General features: G+C 50.2%; 16 protein-coding genes. 7 read left to right on the top strand and 9 right to left on the bottom strand.

Features of this window, described 5'->3' with window-relative positions:
- The gene (locus ACFS7Z_RS13495; RefSeq protein WP_377485365.1) at positions 1-1041 is read left to right on the top strand and encodes a DUF6268 family outer membrane beta-barrel protein; all 1041 of its coding nucleotides are present in this window, start codon (positions 1-3) and stop codon (positions 1039-1041) included.
- A 76-nt stretch (positions 1042-1117) separates the two neighbouring features.
- On the opposite strand, the gene ppk1 is transcribed toward ACFS7Z_RS13495, so the two are convergent.
- Together ppk1 and ACFS7Z_RS13505 are read right to left on the bottom strand one after the other, a co-directional pair.
- A complete protein-coding gene (ppk1, locus tag ACFS7Z_RS13500; protein WP_377485368.1) occupies positions 1118-3229 on the bottom strand; it encodes a polyphosphate kinase 1 in 2112 nt (703 codons plus the stop codon).
- 67 nt (positions 3230-3296) lie between these two features.
- Positions 3297-3791 (bottom strand): SixA phosphatase family protein, encoded by a 495-nt coding sequence (locus ACFS7Z_RS13505; protein ID WP_377485371.1) that lies wholly within the window; start codon positions 3789-3791, stop codon positions 3297-3299.
- 584 nt (positions 3792-4375) lie between these two features.
- Here ACFS7Z_RS13505 and ACFS7Z_RS13510 point away from each other — a divergent pair.
- Positions 4376-5149, top strand: a complete 774-nt coding sequence (locus ACFS7Z_RS13510; protein ID WP_377485374.1) for a hypothetical protein — start codon at positions 4376-4378, stop codon at positions 5147-5149.
- A gap of 153 nt (positions 5150-5302) precedes the next feature.
- On the opposite strand, the gene hflX is transcribed toward ACFS7Z_RS13510, so the two are convergent.
- Positions 5303-6499, bottom strand: a complete 1197-nt coding sequence (hflX, locus tag ACFS7Z_RS13515) for a GTPase HflX (RefSeq protein WP_377485377.1) — start codon at positions 6497-6499, stop codon at positions 5303-5305.
- Entirely contained in the window at positions 6499-7224 is a 726-nt protein-coding gene (locus tag ACFS7Z_RS13520; protein ID WP_377485380.1) for a SirB2 family protein, read from the bottom strand. Before ACFS7Z_RS13520 ends, hflX begins: the two co-directional genes overlap by 1 nt.
- A 139-nt stretch (positions 7225-7363) precedes the next feature.
- On the opposite strand from ACFS7Z_RS13520, the gene ACFS7Z_RS13525 reads away from it, so the two are divergent.
- Positions 7364-8488, top strand: coding sequence for a glycosyltransferase family 4 protein (locus ACFS7Z_RS13525; RefSeq protein ID WP_377485383.1), 1125 nt, complete (start codon positions 7364-7366; stop codon positions 8486-8488).
- A 115-nt stretch (positions 8489-8603) separates the two neighbouring features.
- A complete protein-coding gene (gene rfbC, locus ACFS7Z_RS13530) occupies positions 8604-9146 on the top strand; it encodes a dTDP-4-dehydrorhamnose 3,5-epimerase (RefSeq protein WP_377485386.1) in 543 nt (180 codons plus the stop codon).
- A gap of 137 nt (positions 9147-9283) precedes the next feature.
- Here the strand turns inward: rfbC and ACFS7Z_RS13535 are convergent, their stop codons facing one another.
- Positions 9284-10570, bottom strand: a complete 1287-nt coding sequence (locus ACFS7Z_RS13535; RefSeq protein WP_377485389.1) for a UDP-N-acetylmuramoyl-tripeptide--D-alanyl-D-alanine ligase — start codon at positions 10568-10570, stop codon at positions 9284-9286.
- 171 nt (positions 10571-10741) lie between these two features.
- Between ACFS7Z_RS13535 and ACFS7Z_RS13540 the strand changes: the two genes are divergently transcribed.
- A complete protein-coding gene (locus ACFS7Z_RS13540; protein ID WP_377485392.1) occupies positions 10742-12976 on the top strand; it encodes a T9SS type A sorting domain-containing protein in 2235 nt (744 codons plus the stop codon).
- Positions 12976-13359: a hypothetical protein gene (locus tag ACFS7Z_RS13545; RefSeq protein WP_377485395.1), complete on the top strand. Its 384-nt coding sequence runs from the start codon at positions 12976-12978 to the stop codon at positions 13357-13359. Before ACFS7Z_RS13540 ends, ACFS7Z_RS13545 begins: the two co-directional genes overlap by 1 nt.
- Before the next feature lie 109 nt (positions 13360-13468).
- On the opposite strand, the gene ACFS7Z_RS13550 is transcribed toward ACFS7Z_RS13545, so the two are convergent.
- The 3 genes from ACFS7Z_RS13550 to ACFS7Z_RS13560 all read right to left on the bottom strand — a co-directional run bounded on the left by ACFS7Z_RS13550 (position 13469) and on the right by ACFS7Z_RS13560 (position 16129).
- Positions 13469-14242 (bottom strand): amidohydrolase, encoded by a 774-nt coding sequence (locus ACFS7Z_RS13550; RefSeq protein WP_377485398.1) that lies wholly within the window; start codon positions 14240-14242, stop codon positions 13469-13471.
- A 95-nt stretch (positions 14243-14337) separates the two neighbouring features.
- Positions 14338-15486 (bottom strand): methionine aminotransferase, encoded by a 1149-nt coding sequence (locus ACFS7Z_RS13555; RefSeq protein WP_377485402.1) that lies wholly within the window; start codon positions 15484-15486, stop codon positions 14338-14340.
- A gap of 55 nt (positions 15487-15541) precedes the next feature.
- Complete coding sequence (locus tag ACFS7Z_RS13560; RefSeq protein WP_377485405.1) at positions 15542-16129, bottom strand: uracil-DNA glycosylase family protein; 588 nt, start codon at positions 16127-16129, stop codon at positions 15542-15544.
- 162 nt (positions 16130-16291) lie between these two features.
- Here ACFS7Z_RS13560 and ACFS7Z_RS13565 point away from each other — a divergent pair, with 162 nt between their 5' ends.
- Positions 16292-16825, top strand: coding sequence for a hypothetical protein (locus tag ACFS7Z_RS13565; protein ID WP_377485408.1), 534 nt, complete (start codon positions 16292-16294; stop codon positions 16823-16825).
- A gap of 75 nt (positions 16826-16900) precedes the next feature.
- Here the strand turns inward: ACFS7Z_RS13565 and ACFS7Z_RS13570 are convergent, their stop codons facing one another.
- A complete protein-coding gene (locus ACFS7Z_RS13570; protein ID WP_377485411.1) occupies positions 16901-17368 on the bottom strand; it encodes a hypothetical protein in 468 nt (155 codons plus the stop codon).
- Positions 17369-17692: the final 324 nt, after the last annotated feature.

A 17692-nucleotide genomic window follows, 5' to 3' on the forward strand; every position in this document is an offset into this window, starting at 1 on the left:
ATGAAAAAGACAAAATTGTTAGTAGCTGCGTTTGCTTTACTGTGCCTCTGGCAGCAGGCGCAGGCGCAGGAGATTGAGCAGGAGGGACTGGAGGCTGTTGTTGACTTTGCCTCTCCGGGGGTGCGTGGCATGGGTAAGCCACGTGGTGTGGTGATTAGCTATGAGCGACTGCCGCAGTTTGATATAGAATCTGAGTCTGACGACCCACGTGTAGGTAACGGGCAAGGGCGTGTCAGGCGGCATAACAAGTTTTCTGTGCTTGCCCTGGCTCCACTGATGAACAAGCCCCAGACAAAGCTTGTCATGGGCGTCAACTACGAAATAGAGGAATTCAACTTTGAAGACCTGACAGAATCGTCTTATGGCCTGTACCGCTACCTGGAAGATAAGAACCTGAAAAGTCTGGGCCTGCAGTTTGCATTCCTGCACTCGCTAAATGAGCGCAACTTTTACCTGATCCGTGTAAAAGGCGAGCTCAACGGCGACTATACCCGCGACAACATCAACATAACAGATTACCTGAAGGCTACGGTGGATGTGGCTTATGGCTGGAAGAAATCGCCTGACTTCTCGATAGGTATAGGTGCGCAATGGGGGTATACGTTTGGCAGGCAGAGGGTTTTGCCCGGAGTTCTGTACAACCGCACCTTCAACCAGAACTGGGGAGTAGAGTCAATATTCCCGGCTAATGTTCGGTTTCGGCATAATGCGAATGAGAAAACTCTGTTTTATGTAGGTTACCGCCTGGAAGGAGCCAGCTACGATATCTTTGCAGACAGAACAGTGCTGGCACAGTTCGATGAGGTGGAACTGCGGCGTACAGATATAAAAGGACTGCTGCGCATGGAACGCGAGATCTACGACTTTTTGTGGTTTGCAGTGGAAGGTGGCTACCGCCGGTACTACCGCCATCGCCTGTTTGATGACGTAGGCTCTACAGATGAACTGATCACAAACGACCTCTCTGGTGCAGGCTATGTGGCAGTAGAACTCTTCCTGGTGCCGCCGCGCAAGTGGGTAGAGAAGAGCCGCAATAACTAAACAGTTAAAATTGATAAAACGGAAAGAGGGAGAAGCTCAAGCAGAGCTTCTCCCTCTTTCCGTTTTATCAGGCTGCTTACTTCTGCTTCTTAGCCGGATTCTTCCCCTCCGGCACCAGGTTGCGCAGGTAATCGTAAGTGGCATATTGTGAGCGTAAGCTCGTCTCTTCGCCTTCCCGCAAGTAGCTGTTATCAACGGTTCTTGCCTTGGTGTCGTCGGCTAGTTGTAGGTCAATAATGTCGCGCACCTCCTTTACAAGGTGGGGCTGCAGGAGCGGGAAGGCTACTTCCACACGGCGGTTCAGGTTGCGCGTCATCCAATCAGCAGACGCGACATAATATTCCTCTTCGCCGTTGTTATGGAAAATGTATACCCTTGCGTGCTCCAGGTAACGGTCCACGATGCTGCGCACCTGTATGTTCTCGCTCACGCCTTCCACCCCCGGTACCAGGCAGCAGATGCCCCGCACAAGCAAGTCCACCTGAACGCCGGCCTGACTGGCGGCATACAGCTTCTTTATCATGCGCTCGTCCTGCAGGGCATTCATCTTTAGAATCATGCGGGCGGGCAAACCTTTTTTTGCATTCTTTATCTCCCGGTCGATCAGCTTCACGAAGCGCTCCCGCATGTTAAGCGGTGCCATGAGCAGGTGCTTGAACTCTTTGTCCGGGTGGCGGTCTATAAAGAAGTTGAACACCTGCTCCACATCTTTTGTGAGGCGCTTATCTGAGGTAAACAAGGCATGGTCGGCGTATATGGTAGAAGTGTCTTCGTTGTAGTTACCTGTGCTCAGGTAGGCGTAGTTAACCAACTTGCCGTTTTCGTTTCTGGTGATCAGGCCCAGTTTGGAATGTACCTTTAGCTCGGGTGCACCAAAAAGCACGTTAGCCCCTGCCTTCTGTAGTTTTCCGGCCCAGAAAATATTCGACTCCTCATCAAAGCGCGCTTTTAACTCTACCACCACCGTTACCAGTTTGCCATTTTTGGCGGCCTTGACTAAGGCCTTGGCAATAGCTGATTTGTCTGCCACCCGGTAAAGCGTGGCGCTCATAGACGTCACCTTCGGGTCATTGGCTGCTTCATTGAACAGGCGCAGCACGTAGTCGAAAGACTGGTATGGATAGTGCACCAGGTAATCCTGCTTTTGCATGGCGGCCAGTAAACTTGGCTCCTGTTCCAGTTGCGGGTGTACCAGCGTAGGCTGCGGCGTATACTTGAGGGCAGGCAGGTTAAAGTCCGGGAACTGAAAGAAGTCGCGGAAGTTGTGGTACTTGCTGCCTTCTACAAGGTCTTCTTCGGTAATACCGGTATGTGCCATCATCATATCCAGCAGGTCCTGGGGCATTTCCGGGTCGTAGAGCAGGCGTGCCGGGTAGCCAATCTCACGCTTTTTCAGGCTCTTTCGAATCTTAGCCATTAAGTTTCCCGACACCTCTTCTTCAATATCCAGTTCTGCATCACGCGATACTTTCACGGCATGGGAGTCGAACTGCTGATACTGCTGGAAAATGGCCGGCAGGCAGTAACGGATAACGTCGTCAATGAACATTACATAACGCTGGTCATCTACTGTAGGTAGTTTTACAAAGCGGCTGCCGTGTTTCTTCGTCGGAATCTCCAGCATCGCAAAGCGCTCCGGCTTGCACTCCTGTCCCTCCTGCGGCTCCCACATCTTTACGCCCAAATACACTGTCTGATCCTTTAGAAAAAGATGCGTTTCAGTCTCGTCCAGAATGATGGGCTGCAGCAGCGGTTGCAGGGATTTTTTGAAATAGTCCTTTACCCACTCCTTTTGTTCCGGGTTCAAGTCATGTTCTGTAAGCAGGTGTATGTTGTGTTCGCGCAGGTCTCTGAGAATGCCTTCCCTGAATACCTCCCCAAACTCCTCCTGCTGGCGCTTTACTTCTGTTAGTACCTGGTCAAAAACGTCAGAGGGATCTTCGTTCAGCTTCTTACGTGTCTTCTCCTTGAGTTTGATGAGGCGCTTGAGCGTAGCCACCCGCACCTTGAAGTACTCATCTAAGTTGGACGAAAAAATGGCCATAAACTTGATGCGCTCCAGCAGCGGCACCTGCTTGTCTTTTGCCTCCTGCAGTACTCTATAGTTGAAAGCGAGCCAGCTGAGCTCTCTGTTAATCATGGGGTACTCCGGAGCGGCCTGTTTCTCTTTTTCTGTCTCTTTTTTCATGGTGGTTGGTTGTCTTCGCTAGTGCTTGTGTAACACTGCGGTTGTGTCAGTCCGAAAGGGGCTGCAGCTATTTGTAGTTCTTCGGAAAGTCGTAGAAGAGCAGGTTTGCATTGTCTTTGCTGATGTCGTGCCAGCTTTCACAGTTAAATTCAAGTACCACGACGCCTGTTGTAGGCAGCCTGGAAACCTGCTCCGGCGTTATCATATTAGCAAAGTCAGAAATAGCCTCGTTGTGACCTACCAGCATGAGGTAGTCTACATCAGCAGGTGCTTCTTGTACTACCTGCAGCAGGTCCTCTTTTCCGGCGCCATACACCCGCTCGTCCAGTACAATATCGTCGGCATCGTAGCCAAGTTCTTTGCCTACAAGTGTGGCTGTGGTAAGTGCCCGAACGGCAGGGCTGGAGATGATTAGATTGGGTTGCACGTCACGGGCTGCCAGTTCCTGCCCCATGAGCGAAGCATCACTCCGGCCCCGTTTGTTCAGGGGGCGGTCGTGGTCGCTAAGTTCTTCGAACTCCCAGCTCGATTTAGCGTGCCTTACTATATATAACGTCTTCATAATTTTTCTTTTTTCATAGCCGTAGCAGTGCCAGAAAGCAGCAGTAACGGCATAGCTAAGTACTGTAACTGTACATAAATGGTTATACGCAGAAGAGCTGTAGCTCAGGCCAAAATAGCCGGTGTCTGGTGTTACAGGAATGTCAATTCATCTGGTTCTGCTTACTCCTTTACGAAGTTTGGATATTCTGCTTTGTTAACTTGACAATAAATTTGCTATTATACTTTCAAAAAGATAAATAGGCCTACTAATAACAGAAAACCGTATATAGCAGGGGAATGACAGAGCCTGTTAAAACAAGCCTTAGGCATGAGTGTTTCATCTAAGGAAAGCATCTGGGCGAAGCTGGAAAATCAGAAGCGCTACGATGTTAATGTGAATCGCCCCAACAGCTGAATCTTTTTTCTGTCACCTGTGGATAAGAGCAAAGAAGCAGATAGCATGAGGGGGTAAGGTGAAGTTCAGGCCCGAACCAGTCATGCAGAGGTGAGGCCAAAGGAGTCAATTCAGTAGTAACTCTCTTTTTCAGGAAGGGAAAAGAGAGCATCATAAATAAAATATCATCTATCTCAATTTAAACAGAAGTGGAAGCCAAATTCGTTTTACCAGTTGATGCGGCAAAGTTCAGGTCTACCAGCAACGCCTGGCATGAGCTGATGCTAAATGAGCCCTGGTCGGTAGGAAACCTTGCCACGCTTATTGAATTGAAATCATTTAAAACGAAAGAGGAGTGGGAGGCATTTTACTACCAAAGCGGGGAGGAGCGAGAAATCCTGCTCCAGAAATGGGATGCACCTACGCAAGCCATGCTGCAGAACGAGTCCCTAATCAGAACAGACAAGGATTTTGTCTATAACCTGAGCTGGAACCTGAAGAACCTCAATACCCAGTTCGGCAGGACGCAGGAAAGCCTTTACCGCAAAGGAGAAATCCTCTTCAACTATGTCAGGGATAACGGGTATGATTTATCTGTTGAAGATTGTTTTCAGTGCGTACGCTTCCGGGTAGTATGCGAAACGTGGAATAGAGCGGTTGAACGGGAAAGAAACACCATAAGAACGCTGCAGTCCATGTTCCCACATGTTGAGTTTCAGGAAGTGCCTAATGAAGTTTATCATACCTATGCCATAGACTATGAAGCCTATGTTGATGGCAAGCTGCGGTATGCGCTTCAGGTAAAGCCCGAGTCCTATACTGGTAACACAACCTACCTGATGAATGCACGGCAGGCAAACAGCCGCAAGAATCAGCTATATAAATTACGTTTTGGTGCCCCTGTATACGAAATCATAGCAGACGACGACGGCAACATACTCCAAACAGATGTGCTTGAAAACATGAAGGCAGTTCCGGGTTAAAGAAACACAAGCTTATAGATCCGGTAACATTAAAAAGAGGAAGCCTTTGCGGCTTCCTCTTTTTAATGTTACACCTGTTAAAACAGGAGCTATGCAGGTATACGTACCAACAACCCAGCTGCTTTCTACCCATAACCCACCAGCGGCAGGCTCCTATACGTTGTTTGGGTAGCGCTGGAAATGCAGTTCTGCTACTCTGCGTTGTAATTCGTCTCGCAGTGCCTCGATGTTTATCTTGTTCGTGGCAGATATAAACAGGGCAGGCGCATGCACCTTTGCCATGTAGCTGGCCTTTAAATCTTCAATAGACGGACGCACTTCGGTTTCATCTGCTCCCTCTGCAGCCAGATCTTCTTCCCGCTGTTGCAGGTACAGGTCTACTTTGTTGAACACCAGCAGCACCGGTTTCTCTGCCGAGTTGATGTCCTTGAGTGTCTGGTTCACCACCTCGATATGGTCTTCAAAAGACGGGTGCGACACGTCCACCACATGCACCAGCAGGTCAGCCTCCCGTATCTCGTCCAAGGTAGACTTAAAGGATTCTATCAGCTTGGTCGGGAGCTTACGGATGAAACCTACCGTATCGGAGAGCAGGAAAGGAATGTTATCGAACACCACCTTCCGCACGGTAGCGTCTACGGTAGCAAACAGCTTGTTTTCCGCAAACACCTCCGACTTGGAGAGCAAGTTCATCAGCGTGGACTTGCCTACGTTCGTGTATCCTACCAGCGCTACGCGCACAATACCCGAGCGGGCTTTGCGCTGCTCAAAGTTCTGTTTCTCGAATTTCTTCAGTCGCTCACGCAGCAAAGCAATTTTGTCGCGCACAATACGGCGGTCAGTTTCAATTTCCGTCTCACCCGGACCCTTCATACCGATACCACCTTTTTGTTTTGAAAGGTGTGTCCAGAGGTTGGTGAGGCGTGGCAGCAGGTACTGGTACTGGGCCATCTCTACCTGTGCGTGCGCCTGGGCGCTTTTAGCCCGCAGCGCAAAAATATCCAGTATAAGCAGGCTGCGGTCTACAATCTTCACCTGTAGCTCGCGCTCAATGTTGCGCACCTGCGAGGCACTCAGGTCATCATCGAAGATAACCATGTCCACATCATTCTCCGTTACATAGGCTTTGATCTCGTCCAGCTTTCCGGTGCCCACAAATGTGCGGATATCGGGCTTGTCCAGCTTCTGAACAAAGCGCTTTAATGTTACGGCTCCCGCTGTCTCCGTTAAAAAAGCAAGCTCATCGAGGTACTCGGTGGTTTGCACATCGGTTTGGCGATAGTTTGGTACGGCCACCAGCACAGCGGTTTCCTGTGGTTTGGCGGTTTCGTAGAAGTTCTTTTTACCCATTAATTAGTTGTGTTTAGCGTTATAGTATAGGCGGCCAGCGCTTCGGCCTCCTGCGGCGTGAGCTGGCTTCCAAAAGCTGGCATCAGACCGCGGCCCTTTTCAATAACGTTAATTCTGTCATTTAAGGTCAATTGACTTTGCGTTAAAAGTGCTGCTCCTCCCAGTCCTTTACCTCCGTCTTCGCCGTGGCAGGTGGCACATACCTGCGTGTAGATAGCTTTGGCATTCGCCATTAGTGTTTCACCCATAGCATTGAGGATTTCCTCCTGTGCGGCTTCTGCCGGAGTAATTTCTTCCGGTGCTTTTTTCACAGGTAATTCAGTTGTCGTGTTGGTGATAGGAGCAACAGAAGGCTCCTCCTTGTTCATGGCCAGACTGTTTGTTTCAGCTACGCCGTAAACGTACAGGAAAATGAGCAGCGACAGGACAGTCAGTCCCTTGCTCTCTTTCTTAATGCCTATAATACCCAGCGGAATTGCCAGCAGCACAAACACAATTTTTACAATAAGGTAGGTAGGGATGCGGCCACTGTAGAGGAACAACAGGTAGCCTCCTGTTATCAGGATCAGAATGCCCAGAACGATGTCAACTATCTTGGTCTTACTCCTCATCCTGTCCAGGGTATCCCGCTTGTTAAGCAAGAGCAGAACAGCTTTTATTGCGAAGAAAACAAGGAACAAAACAACCACCAGTATGTGGGTGTGCAAAAATGCAACAGGTGGCATGAACGTGAATTTGTTTAGGTGATACACGAAAGAGTATTTGCCGCAATTTAATTGAATTTTTCTGATGCTACTGCTAAAATGGCTAACTTACGGCTTTTTAGACCTAAAGACCCCAGTCCTGCTGAGCTGATTTGCCCCTATGCGAATAGCCCTTGTTATTAACACCTCCTGGAACATCTACAATTTCCGCAGGAGCCTGATTAAGGCGCTTCTGGCGGAAGGGCACGAGGTGGTAGCTATTGCGCCGAAGGATGATTACTCGGAACGCCTGATGGCGGCAGGCTGTCGTTTTGTGCCGGTGCAGATGGAGAAAGGTACGAACCCGCTCACAGACCTGAAACTCACCTGGCGCCTGTTCCAAACCTACCAGCAGGTAAAGCCGGACGTGGTGCTGCACTATACCATCAAGCCGAATATTTACGGAGCCATCGCGGCACGCTGGGCAGGTATACCCGCTATCAACAATGTGTCGGGCTTGGGTACTGTTTTTATCACCAAAGACTATGTCTCCAGCGTTGCCCTCAGGTTATATAAATTCGCATTCCGGTATCCTGCCAAAGTGTTTTTCCAGAACGAGGACGATAGAAAGCTGTTCCTGCGCAATAGCCTTGTGCGTGCCGGTATAACAGAGGTGCTGCCGGGCTCCGGAATTAACCTGCAGGAGTTTGTGCCGGCAAAGGAGTTTAAGCGCCACAAGCCATTTGTTTTCCTGATGGTAGCGCGCGTGCTGTTCGACAAAGGAGTGGCTGAGTTTGTGCAGGCGAGCAAGCTGGTGCAGGAGAAATACCCTGAGGTGAAGTGCCAGTTGCTGGGGCAGTTTGATGAACGGAGCAGGTCAGCGGTGAAGCAGCAGCAGTTGGAGGAGTGGCTGGCAACAGGAGTCATCGAATACGTGGGTACCACCGACGATGTAGCTGCCATTGTAAAAAAGGCTGATTGTGTGGTGTTGCCCTCATACCGCGAAGGAACGCCTCGCACCTTACTGGAAGCTGCGGCCATGGGCAAACCTCTTATCGCCACGAACGTACCCGGTTGCAGGGAAGTAGTGGAGGAGGGTGTGAATGGCTTCCTTTGCCGCGTGCGTAGCGCACAGGACCTCTCTGAGAAAATGCTGCAGATGCTGCAGTTAGAGGACGAAGACCTGAAAAGGATGGGCAATGCCAGCCGCCAGTTAGCTGTTTCCCGCTTTGATGATAGATTTGTTATTCAACAGTACCTGCACGCTATAGCGGAAGTAACGGGAAAAGAAGTTCTGAATAATTGAAGAAGCAAGAACCACCGTTTCTCGTATTCAGTTATTCAAAATTAGATTTATAGCTGTATCGGTCATAAGTTTGTCCTTTACAATTGCAATAACAGAAATAGAAAGAACATAAAATATGGATCACAAACTTTACCACATCGAGGGCCTGATAGAGTTCCAGCCGCGCGTGTTCAGAGATGACCGGGGGTATTTTTTAGAAACCTTCAGTTTGAAGTGGTTTGAGCAGTTTGATAAGCAGCCCAATTTTGTGCAGGATAACCAGTCAGTATCGACAAAAGGTGTGCTGCGCGGACTGCATTTCCAGAGGCCACCTTACGCGCAGGGCAAACTGGTCCGTGTAACCTCAGGCAGGGCGCTGGATGTGGCTGTTGATATACGCAAGGATTCACCAACATTCGGGCAGCATGTTACCTGTATGCTGGATGCTGAAAGGCACAATGTGTTTTATGTACCCGAAGGCTTTGCCCATGGGTTTGTAGCGCTTGAGGATAACACTACTTTCCTGTATAAGTGCACCAATTTTTATAATCAGCCTTCTGAAGGTGGTATTCTCTGGAGCGATCCTGCTCTGGGTATAGACTGGGGAATGGATAATCCACTGGTGTCGCCGAAAGACGAGGTGCTGCCACTACTGAAAGATTTTGATTCGCCGTTTTAATTTTTAAGACGCAAGACTTAAGACTCAGGATATTAGACAAAGGAGAAGAGCTTTGTCTAGTGAAATCGAATAGCCGGCAATGGCTGGGCAATGCCATCTCCAAATCTCCTCATCTCCAAATTTTCAAATCTACCAATCTACAGCACTTCCAGCAGCGTTTCCAGGCCCATGCCGCGGGAGCCTTTCACCAGCACGTAGCTTTCGGAAACAGGGTGCTCCTGTAGCCATTGCTGTAGCTCCGGCTTTGTTTCAAAGTGAACGAAATCAGCTTTTACTTCTGCCGCATACTTCATGTCTTTGCCGCAGAGCAGCACCGTATCGAAAGGTTGTTCTGCTACGGCTTCACCCAGTGCACGATGTTCGGCAGCACTCTCAGCACCCATCTCAAACATATCGCCCAGAATCACCACCTTGCGAGGAGCCTTCATGCCCCCAAAGTTGCGCACTGCCGCAGCCATAGAAGTAGGGTTGGCATTATAAGCATCCAGGATGATGGTATTGCTGCCCTTTTGCAGTACCTGCGAGCGGTTGTTTACCGGGCTGTAAGCAGCGATAGCTTCGTTTGCCTGTTGCAGGGACACACCAAAGAACTTGCCGATACAGGCCGCAGCCGCCATGTTCTCATAGTTGTAGCTGCCTACCAGCTGCGTCTGTACCTTGTTGTCTTCCTCATCCCGGTACACTACGTAAGGCGACGCCTCCAGCAACTCACTGTGGTAGTAATCGCCAGGGGCGGGATAGGTAATTTTATTCTCGATGCGGCGGCTCATGCGCATCAGGATTTCATTTCCGGTATTCACAAAAGCAGTGCCGCCCGAGTTTAGCAGGTGCACATACAGTTCGCTTTTGCCGCGTGCCACGCCCTCCAGACTTCCGAAGCCCTCGAGGTGTGCCTTGCCGATATTGGTGATAAGTCCGTGTGTTGGCAGTGCAATGCTGCAGAGCAGTTCAATTTCCCCGATGTGATTGGCGCCCATCTCGATGATAGCCATCTCATGTTCCGGCTTAATGCGCAGCAGCGTGAGTGGCACCCCAATGTGGTTGTTCAGGTTACCTTGTGTATAGAGGGTGTTAAACTTCTGGCTCAGCACAGCATACACCAGCTCTTTGGAAGTGGTTTTACCGTTAGAGCCCGTGATGCCAATTACCGGAATGCTTAGCTGCCGGCGATGGTGCCTTGCCAGATCCTGCAGTGCCTGCAGGGTGTCTTCCACCACAAAAACGTTATCTGCCGCTATGGCCGGGTCGTCTACCACCGCATACTTCGCACCTTTCTCCATGGCTGGGAGGGCAAACTTAGCGCCTTTAAAGTTGGGGCCATTCAGGGCAAAGAATAAGCTCTGTTCTTGCTCTGCACGCGAGTCTGTGCTGACGTGGCGGCACTCCAGGTACTTTTTATATAGAAACTCAATGCTGTTCTGCATGAAATGCGTAATTTTAACTTAGAATGATGCTGAAAAGGCGCTTTTTTCGTTAACTCCCAACAGCCTTTAATTGTGGCAATATACATTCAAAACATTAAAAGCGACAGCACCGGTCTTTACGGGTCACAATAAAAAAATAGCACCTGAATTATAGGCAGTCCTGCTCCCAACATGAAGAAGTTCCTTACCCTGTTCCTTTTCACCCTTTGCGCTGTCGCCACTGCTGTGGCCCAGCAACAGGAGCCTGTAGCTTTCCGGTTCCGGCATGATGTGCCTGTCACCACGCCGGCAGGACAACTCGCTGCTCCCTGGAGCGGAGGTCTCAATACTCCCCAGTTTTCTACCATTGATCTCAACAAAGACGGACAGGAAGACCTGTTCATCTTCGACAGACAACTGAAGAAAGTGTATACGTGGCTGGCCGTGCAGCAGAATGGGAAGTGGCAGTACCAGTATGCGCCAGCGTATGATGTGTTCTTCCCTGCAGATCTGGAGTACTGGGTGCTGCTGCGCGACTACAACTGCGATGGCCTAAAAGATATTTTTACGAGCAGTCCATTGGGTATGCGGGTTTTTAAGCAGGAAACGGCAACCGCAGGGCAGCTGAAGTTCACCTTATCAGAGGAAGCCCTTTTTTACAGGGACGGCAAAGTAAACATTCAGATGAAGAGCACGGATATCCCAGGCATTGCAGACATAGACAATGATGGAGACTTAGATGTGCTGATTGCGGAGTTCTCCAGAGGGTATACCTTGGAGCTTTACCAGAACATGCAGGCAGAGCAGGGATTGGCTTGCGGCACCATGAAGTATGAGCAGCAAACAAACTGGTGGGGTGGCATTACAGAATGCGATGGCTGCAACAGCTACCTCTTTGGTGCCCACTGCCGCGTGGCTGCACCGCTACACTCAGGCCACGATGGCACTTCATTGCTGCTCCTGGACATGGATGCCGACGGAGATAAGGAATTAGTGATGGGCAGTGTAACGTGCGATAACTTGGTGTTGATGGAGAACGAGGGCACATCCGCGACAGCTTTAATGACGGGTTTTACACCTGCCTTTCCGGCTGCAAAGCCAGCTTCTTTCCCCATTTTCCCGGCTGCTTTTTACGAAGATGTTACCTTCGACGGGGTGCCGGATATGCTGGTGGCTTCGCAAGCGACAGATGACTTAGTAGATATCAATTTTGAAACCGCCACCTGGCTTTACCGAAACCAAGGTGCTGCGAACCAGCCTGACTTTGCGTTTGTTCAGGATGATTTTCTGCAGGGCCAGATGATAGATGTGGGAGAAGGAGCCTTTCCTGCTTTTGCAGATATGGATGCAGATGGTGACATGGATATGTTGGTAGGAAATGCGACCGCTTTTCGTGATGGCCGCTACAGCGCTGCACTTCATTTTTACCTGAACACCGGCACGGCTAATTCGCCCGCTTTCGAATTAGTGACAAAAGATTACCTCGGTTTACAGAGCCAGCAGCTTAGCAGCATCAAACCTGCTTTTGTTGATATGAACGGCGATGGAGCAGCAGACCTTGTGCTGACGTTTAAGGATATTCAGGCAAACGCTACCCGTATCACTTATATCGCCAATAAAGCTCTCAGGGGGCAGGCTGCCGTCTATAGCTTTGCAGATTTAAAGACGGTGCAGGATGTGCAGGCTGATGCTTCTCCGGCTTTTGCAGATATAGATGATGATGGTGACCCGGACATGCTGCTGGGTATGAGCGATGGCAGCCTGAGCTTTTACCGTAATACCGGTAATGCAGCTTCGACGGTTTATGCCTTGGAGAAAGCTGCTTTCGGTGGTATTGTTACTGACTTCACGCGCCGTTACCTGTACCCCGCCGTAGCCGATGTGGACGGCAATGGGATACCTGATTTGCTCACGACAGATGCTAGTGGCGAGCTTCGCGTGTACCGGAACCTTCCTTCCGCGTTGCAGGGGAATAAGCTATATCCAGAAACAGAGTTAGTGGAGAATGAACTGCTGGACGGTCTTCAGAAGTTGCGCCTCGGGAAAGGCTCAAGTATAGCAGTAGCACCTTTAGGCGGAGAGAATAAACTATACCTCACCCTCGGCACACAAGGCGGCGGCCTTTACCTGCTGGAGCAATCTGCAGGAAATTCAGCAGAGCCTACGGTGCCTGAAGCAGGTTTAAAAGTCGAAGTGTTTCCTAACCCTGCTGACAGAAGCACAAGAGAGATAGTACGGGTAAAGGCCTCTGAGCCTGTAACCGTACAGGTATACGATTCTATAGGAAAGCTCCTGTACCGCAGTACAGTTGGCAACTATAGCCGCAGCCATATGCTGCCACTGCAGAACCTGAAAGCAGGACTCTATATCATCCGGGCTACCTCCCAGAGCGGCAAGCGCACATCCTCAAAATTTGTAGTAAGGTAATGCAGGCTTTCCTTTACATTGAGATTACAGCTGAAACCACCTACAGAAAACCACTGCCTGAACAGGTAAAGCAAGAACTTCCGGAGGTAGCCGTGCTAGACATCGATGTACAGTCAGATGAGTTGCTGCAGCACTACGCCCTGCGCCTGCTCCGCGAAAGTGATAAGGCTGTAGCATGCATCAAATCCGACGAAACTGCTCCGGGATTAGGTAAGGCAATGCCACTGCTGGAAGAGCTCTTCCAGGAGAAGGAAGGCCGATTGATATTACTGCTGGGAGAGCACCCTCGCCTCCTGCGCATGTTCCAGGCCCGCCCACAGGTAAATTTCAGGCAGGTAGCGGAGCAGGATGCTTTGAAAGAGGTAAAGCGGTTTTTATTGTAGCAGGAAAAAAAACTCCCCTCCTTGGATAAGGAGGGGTAGGGGTGGTTTGACCCGGAAAACATGAACATGATCTGTTGATAGCTACTTTATAATGCATCTACCCCTAGTCTCAACCCAATCTAAACGCATCCGCATCCAGATGTGCCGGAAAGGCTTCCCTGAAATCTGTTAGTTCCTGTTTGCTCAACGAGAGGGTATGAATGCCCTCTATCTGGTTTGTCTGAAGCAGGTGATGCCCTTTAGGGTGAATAATGGCAGAGTCGCCGGAATAGGGGTGGCTGTTCCCGTCGGTACCCACACGGTTTACACCGGCCACGTAAGCCACATTTTCGATGGCGCGTGCCTGAAGCAGCGAGCGCCAGGCAAGGCTGCGGATCTGGGGCCAGTTGGCTACGTACAGCAGCAGGTCATAGCTATTGCTGACGTTGCGGCTCCACACTGGGAAGCGCAGGTCGTAGCACACCAGCGGGCAGATGTTCCAGCCATTTAATTTTACTACTATTTTCTCTCCGCCTGCAGTATAGGTGTGGTGCTCCTTGGCCATCCGGAAGAGATGCTTCTTATTGTATTTTGTGTAGGAGCCATCAGGCCGCACCCAGTACAGGCGGTTAAAGTAGTATCCGTTCTCCTTCACCATCACGCTGCCGGTTATTACCGCCTGGTGCTTTTTCGCCTCCTGCTGCATCCAGATTAAAGTAGGGCCTGCAGCCTCTTCTGCCAGCGCCTCCGCCTCCATACTAAAACCGGTTGTGAACATTTCAGGTAGCACAATCAGGTCGGTCTGAGGAGCAGCATCCGTTAATTTCACCGAAAACATCCTGCGGTTCTTCTCCGCATCCTGCCAGTGCAGCGCTGTCTGAACAATGGTTATGCGTAGGTCCATTTTATTGTTGTTGGTTAAGTGTTATTCGTTGTTCGAGGAAAGTTTAGCCCAACCTGCTGCTATGTCCTGTATGTGAAAATTTTTATTGTTTAACGTCACAGCTGCACCAGTTTTGCAGCGGCGGCTTGCAGGGTGTCCTCGCTTTTGGCGAAGCAGAAGCGCAGGTGTTTATGGTCAGTTTTATCGTGGTAGAAGGCAGAAACCGGTATGGCGGCTACGCCTGCTTCTCTTGTAATTCGCTTTGCAAAATCCAGGTCATACTCCTCTGAAATTTTATCATACTTTGCCAACTGAAAGTATGTGCCTGCAGAAGGTGTCAGTTCGAAACGGGAGCCTTTTAGCTGCTCATTAAAGAAGTCGCGCTTGGCCTGGTAAAAATCAGGCAGGTTGCGGTAGTGCGTTTCCTCTTCCATGAAAGTTGCTAAGGCCATCTGCAGCGGCGTCGGGGTGCTGAAGGTAATGAACTGGTGCATCTTGCGCAGTTCAGTGGTAAGCACCGGAGGAGCCACCGCATAGCCTACTTTCCAGCCGGTAGTATGGTAAGTCTTCCCGAAAGAGGAGATAACGAAGCTGCGCTTGCGCAGTTGCGGGTGCTGCAGCACACTGTAATGCTGCTGCCCGTCGAACACCATGTGCTCGTACACCTCGTCGCTTATCACCAGAATATCGGTGCCTTCTATTAGGTTCGCCAGCTTGTCCATGTCCTGCTTCGTCATTACAGCGCCTGTGGGGTTATGGGGTGTATTGATGATGATGCTGCGTGTGCGGGAGGAGATGCGCCGTTTCACCTGGTCCCAATCCACACTAAAGTCAGGTAGCGCCAGCGATACGTAAACGGGAACTCCGCCACAGAGCCGGATAACCGGAGCATATGCATCATAACAAGGCTCCAGTATCACTACTTCATCACCGGGTTTTACCACCGCCGTAATGGCTGCATTCAGCGCCTCTGTGGCACCGGATGTCACGGTTACCTCGGTGTCAGGATCAGGGCGGCACCCGTACATTTTCTCTGTTTTGATGCTGATGTTTTCACGCAGCTTCGGGACACCCGCCATAGGAGCATACTGGTTAAAGCCTTCGCGCATATACCTGCCTACAAGGTCTATGAGAGGCTCAGGACAGTTAAAATCCGGGAAGCCCTGCGACAGGTTAATTGCCTGCTGCTCGTTCGCCAGTGCCGACATGACCGTGAAAATGCTCGTGCCTATATCAGGTAGTTTGCTGGAGGGATAGTTGATCATAGGATGGTGATTTGCTTGTTCTGGGAGTAGATATGTTGCAACGAAAACAGGGGCTTTAGGTTTTTACGATCAGGCCGCTCACAAGCTGCTGAAGTGCCGGTACGGCATCTGCCTCGAACCAGGGATGGCGCCGAAGCCAGAACTGGTTACGGGGCGAGGGGTGCGGCAAGAGCATGTAGCGCGGCAGATATTCGTACCAGTTTGCTACTGTTTCAGTTAGCGTAGGTCTGGAAGCCTGCTTCAAGAAGTGGTCCTGTGCGTATTTGCCTATGAGCAGCGTGAGTTGGATATTGGGCAGCAGATCCAGCAGTTGCTGGTGCCAGTGCTGGGCACACTCAGGGCGGGGCGGCAGGTCACCGCTTTTGCCTTTGCCCGGGTAGCAGAAGCCCATCGGGATAATGGCAATCTGCGATGCATCGTAAAACGTGGCAGCATCCAGCCCCATCCACTGGCGCAGGCGCTTCCCGCTCTGGTCGTCCCAGGGGGTGCCGCTGGCATGCACTTTGGTGCCCGGTGCCTGCCCCACCACCAGCAGTTTAGCTGTAGTGCTGGCACGCAATACAGGGCGTGGCCCCAGTGCCAGGTGCTCTTCGCAGATGCGACAGGCCCGGACCTGTGTTAGTAAATCTTCAAGTACTGACATAAGAGTAACAAAGGTACGAACAATCTTATTAGTGTGCCCCTGCCTGAGCCCTGAAGCAACCCAAGCGTCAAAAATTAGTAAAGTAGGCTGATAGCCCTTTTTAATTATATGCCTCGATTACTGCAACTTTTACTGTGTCTTCTCTTACTGTTTCCATTTACTATGCGTGTGCAGGCGCAGGAGCGGCCTGTTTATAAAAATGCTTTCACAGTGAAGCTCTTCGGTTTGTCGGTGCACCTGAAGGAGAGCCCGTACCCGGAGATGTTCCCTAACAGACTCGATGATAAAGGCTATGTCACCTTCAATTACGGTGCGATAGTGGGTTATGACCGGTTTGTGGTGCGCGATGTGATAAGCGTGCGGGTAGAGCAGGGGCTCTATGCAGACTGTGCGGCTGAGTTGGCAGGCTTTACCCACATTGGCTGGCGCGGCTTAATTTTTCGCAAAAATCGCCACTCCCTGAACGGCGGTGTCGGGCCAACTCTGGTGTACCGGCGAGACTGGAACAACATTAAGGATTATGTAGACGACGGCTACTTTAAGCGCAAAGGCAGCTGGCAGTACAAGTTTTACTGGTACGCTGGCGAATTGGAATACAATTATAAACTGAAGGAAAAGATTGACCTGTCAGTAAACCTGGTGCCGGGTATTCCGGAACTCGTCTCTTTTGGTGTTGGCCTTCGGAAACGGTTTTAAATTGAGAGTCCTTAAAACAGCGAAAGCCGGATAAGTCCGGCTTTTGTTGCAATATGTAGAATAGCTGCAGGTTTGTTACCTGCGGTCTCTGTTGTCTCTGGTGTCTCTTTCCTTGTTATCGTGCCTGAACCCATCCTGATCAGGGAGGCTTCTGCGACGGCGGCGGCTGTCATCCGGGTGCGGGATGCTATCATCCTGCTGCCAGCGGTTTTCGGCCCGTTGATTGTTTCTGTCGAAGTTCACATCGCGCTGGCGCCATGAGGTATCGCGCTGCTGGTTCTCGTTACGCTGTGGCTGTTGCCTGCGCTGATTCGGTAGCCACTCTTCCCGCTGCTGATGGAACTGCCCCTCTTTTTCAAAACGGCCTATATCCTGATGTTGCCAGTCGTTCTGATGCAGGTTTAGGGGTGGAGATGGCTCTCCCCAGCGGCTCTTAAAATCATTAAAATACCGCTCACGCTCGTGGTTAGGCTGCTGCTCCCTGCGATGGCGCATGTCCCTGTTGTGGTGCGAGTGCCGTGGGTCGTTTTCGTCGTGATGCATGATATATGTCTTTAATTATGTGATAAATTCTTTTTACTTATGGGCTTGTTTAAACTTTCTCTCCGGTTTAAAAACAGGCTTTTCAGAGTCAATCTCCTGCTATCTTTCTATCTGTAGTCCCGGCTGTTCTTTGAAAATCCTTTTGCAAGAACTCAAAGGAATTGCTTCTTTCACCATCAAAAATAGAATTAAAGTTTGCTCTTATTATTGATGTACGAAGCGATTCGAAGGATGTTTAAATTAAATACAATCCCTAATATACAAAAAAACAAAGCCAACTGCAAGAGCCGGCTTTGTTTTCTGCTATCTAAAACTAATTTACTA

It is taken from the genome of Pontibacter toksunensis, assembly GCF_042686245.1.
Classification (GTDB): domain Bacteria; phylum Bacteroidota; class Bacteroidia; order Cytophagales; family Hymenobacteraceae; genus Pontibacter; species Pontibacter toksunensis.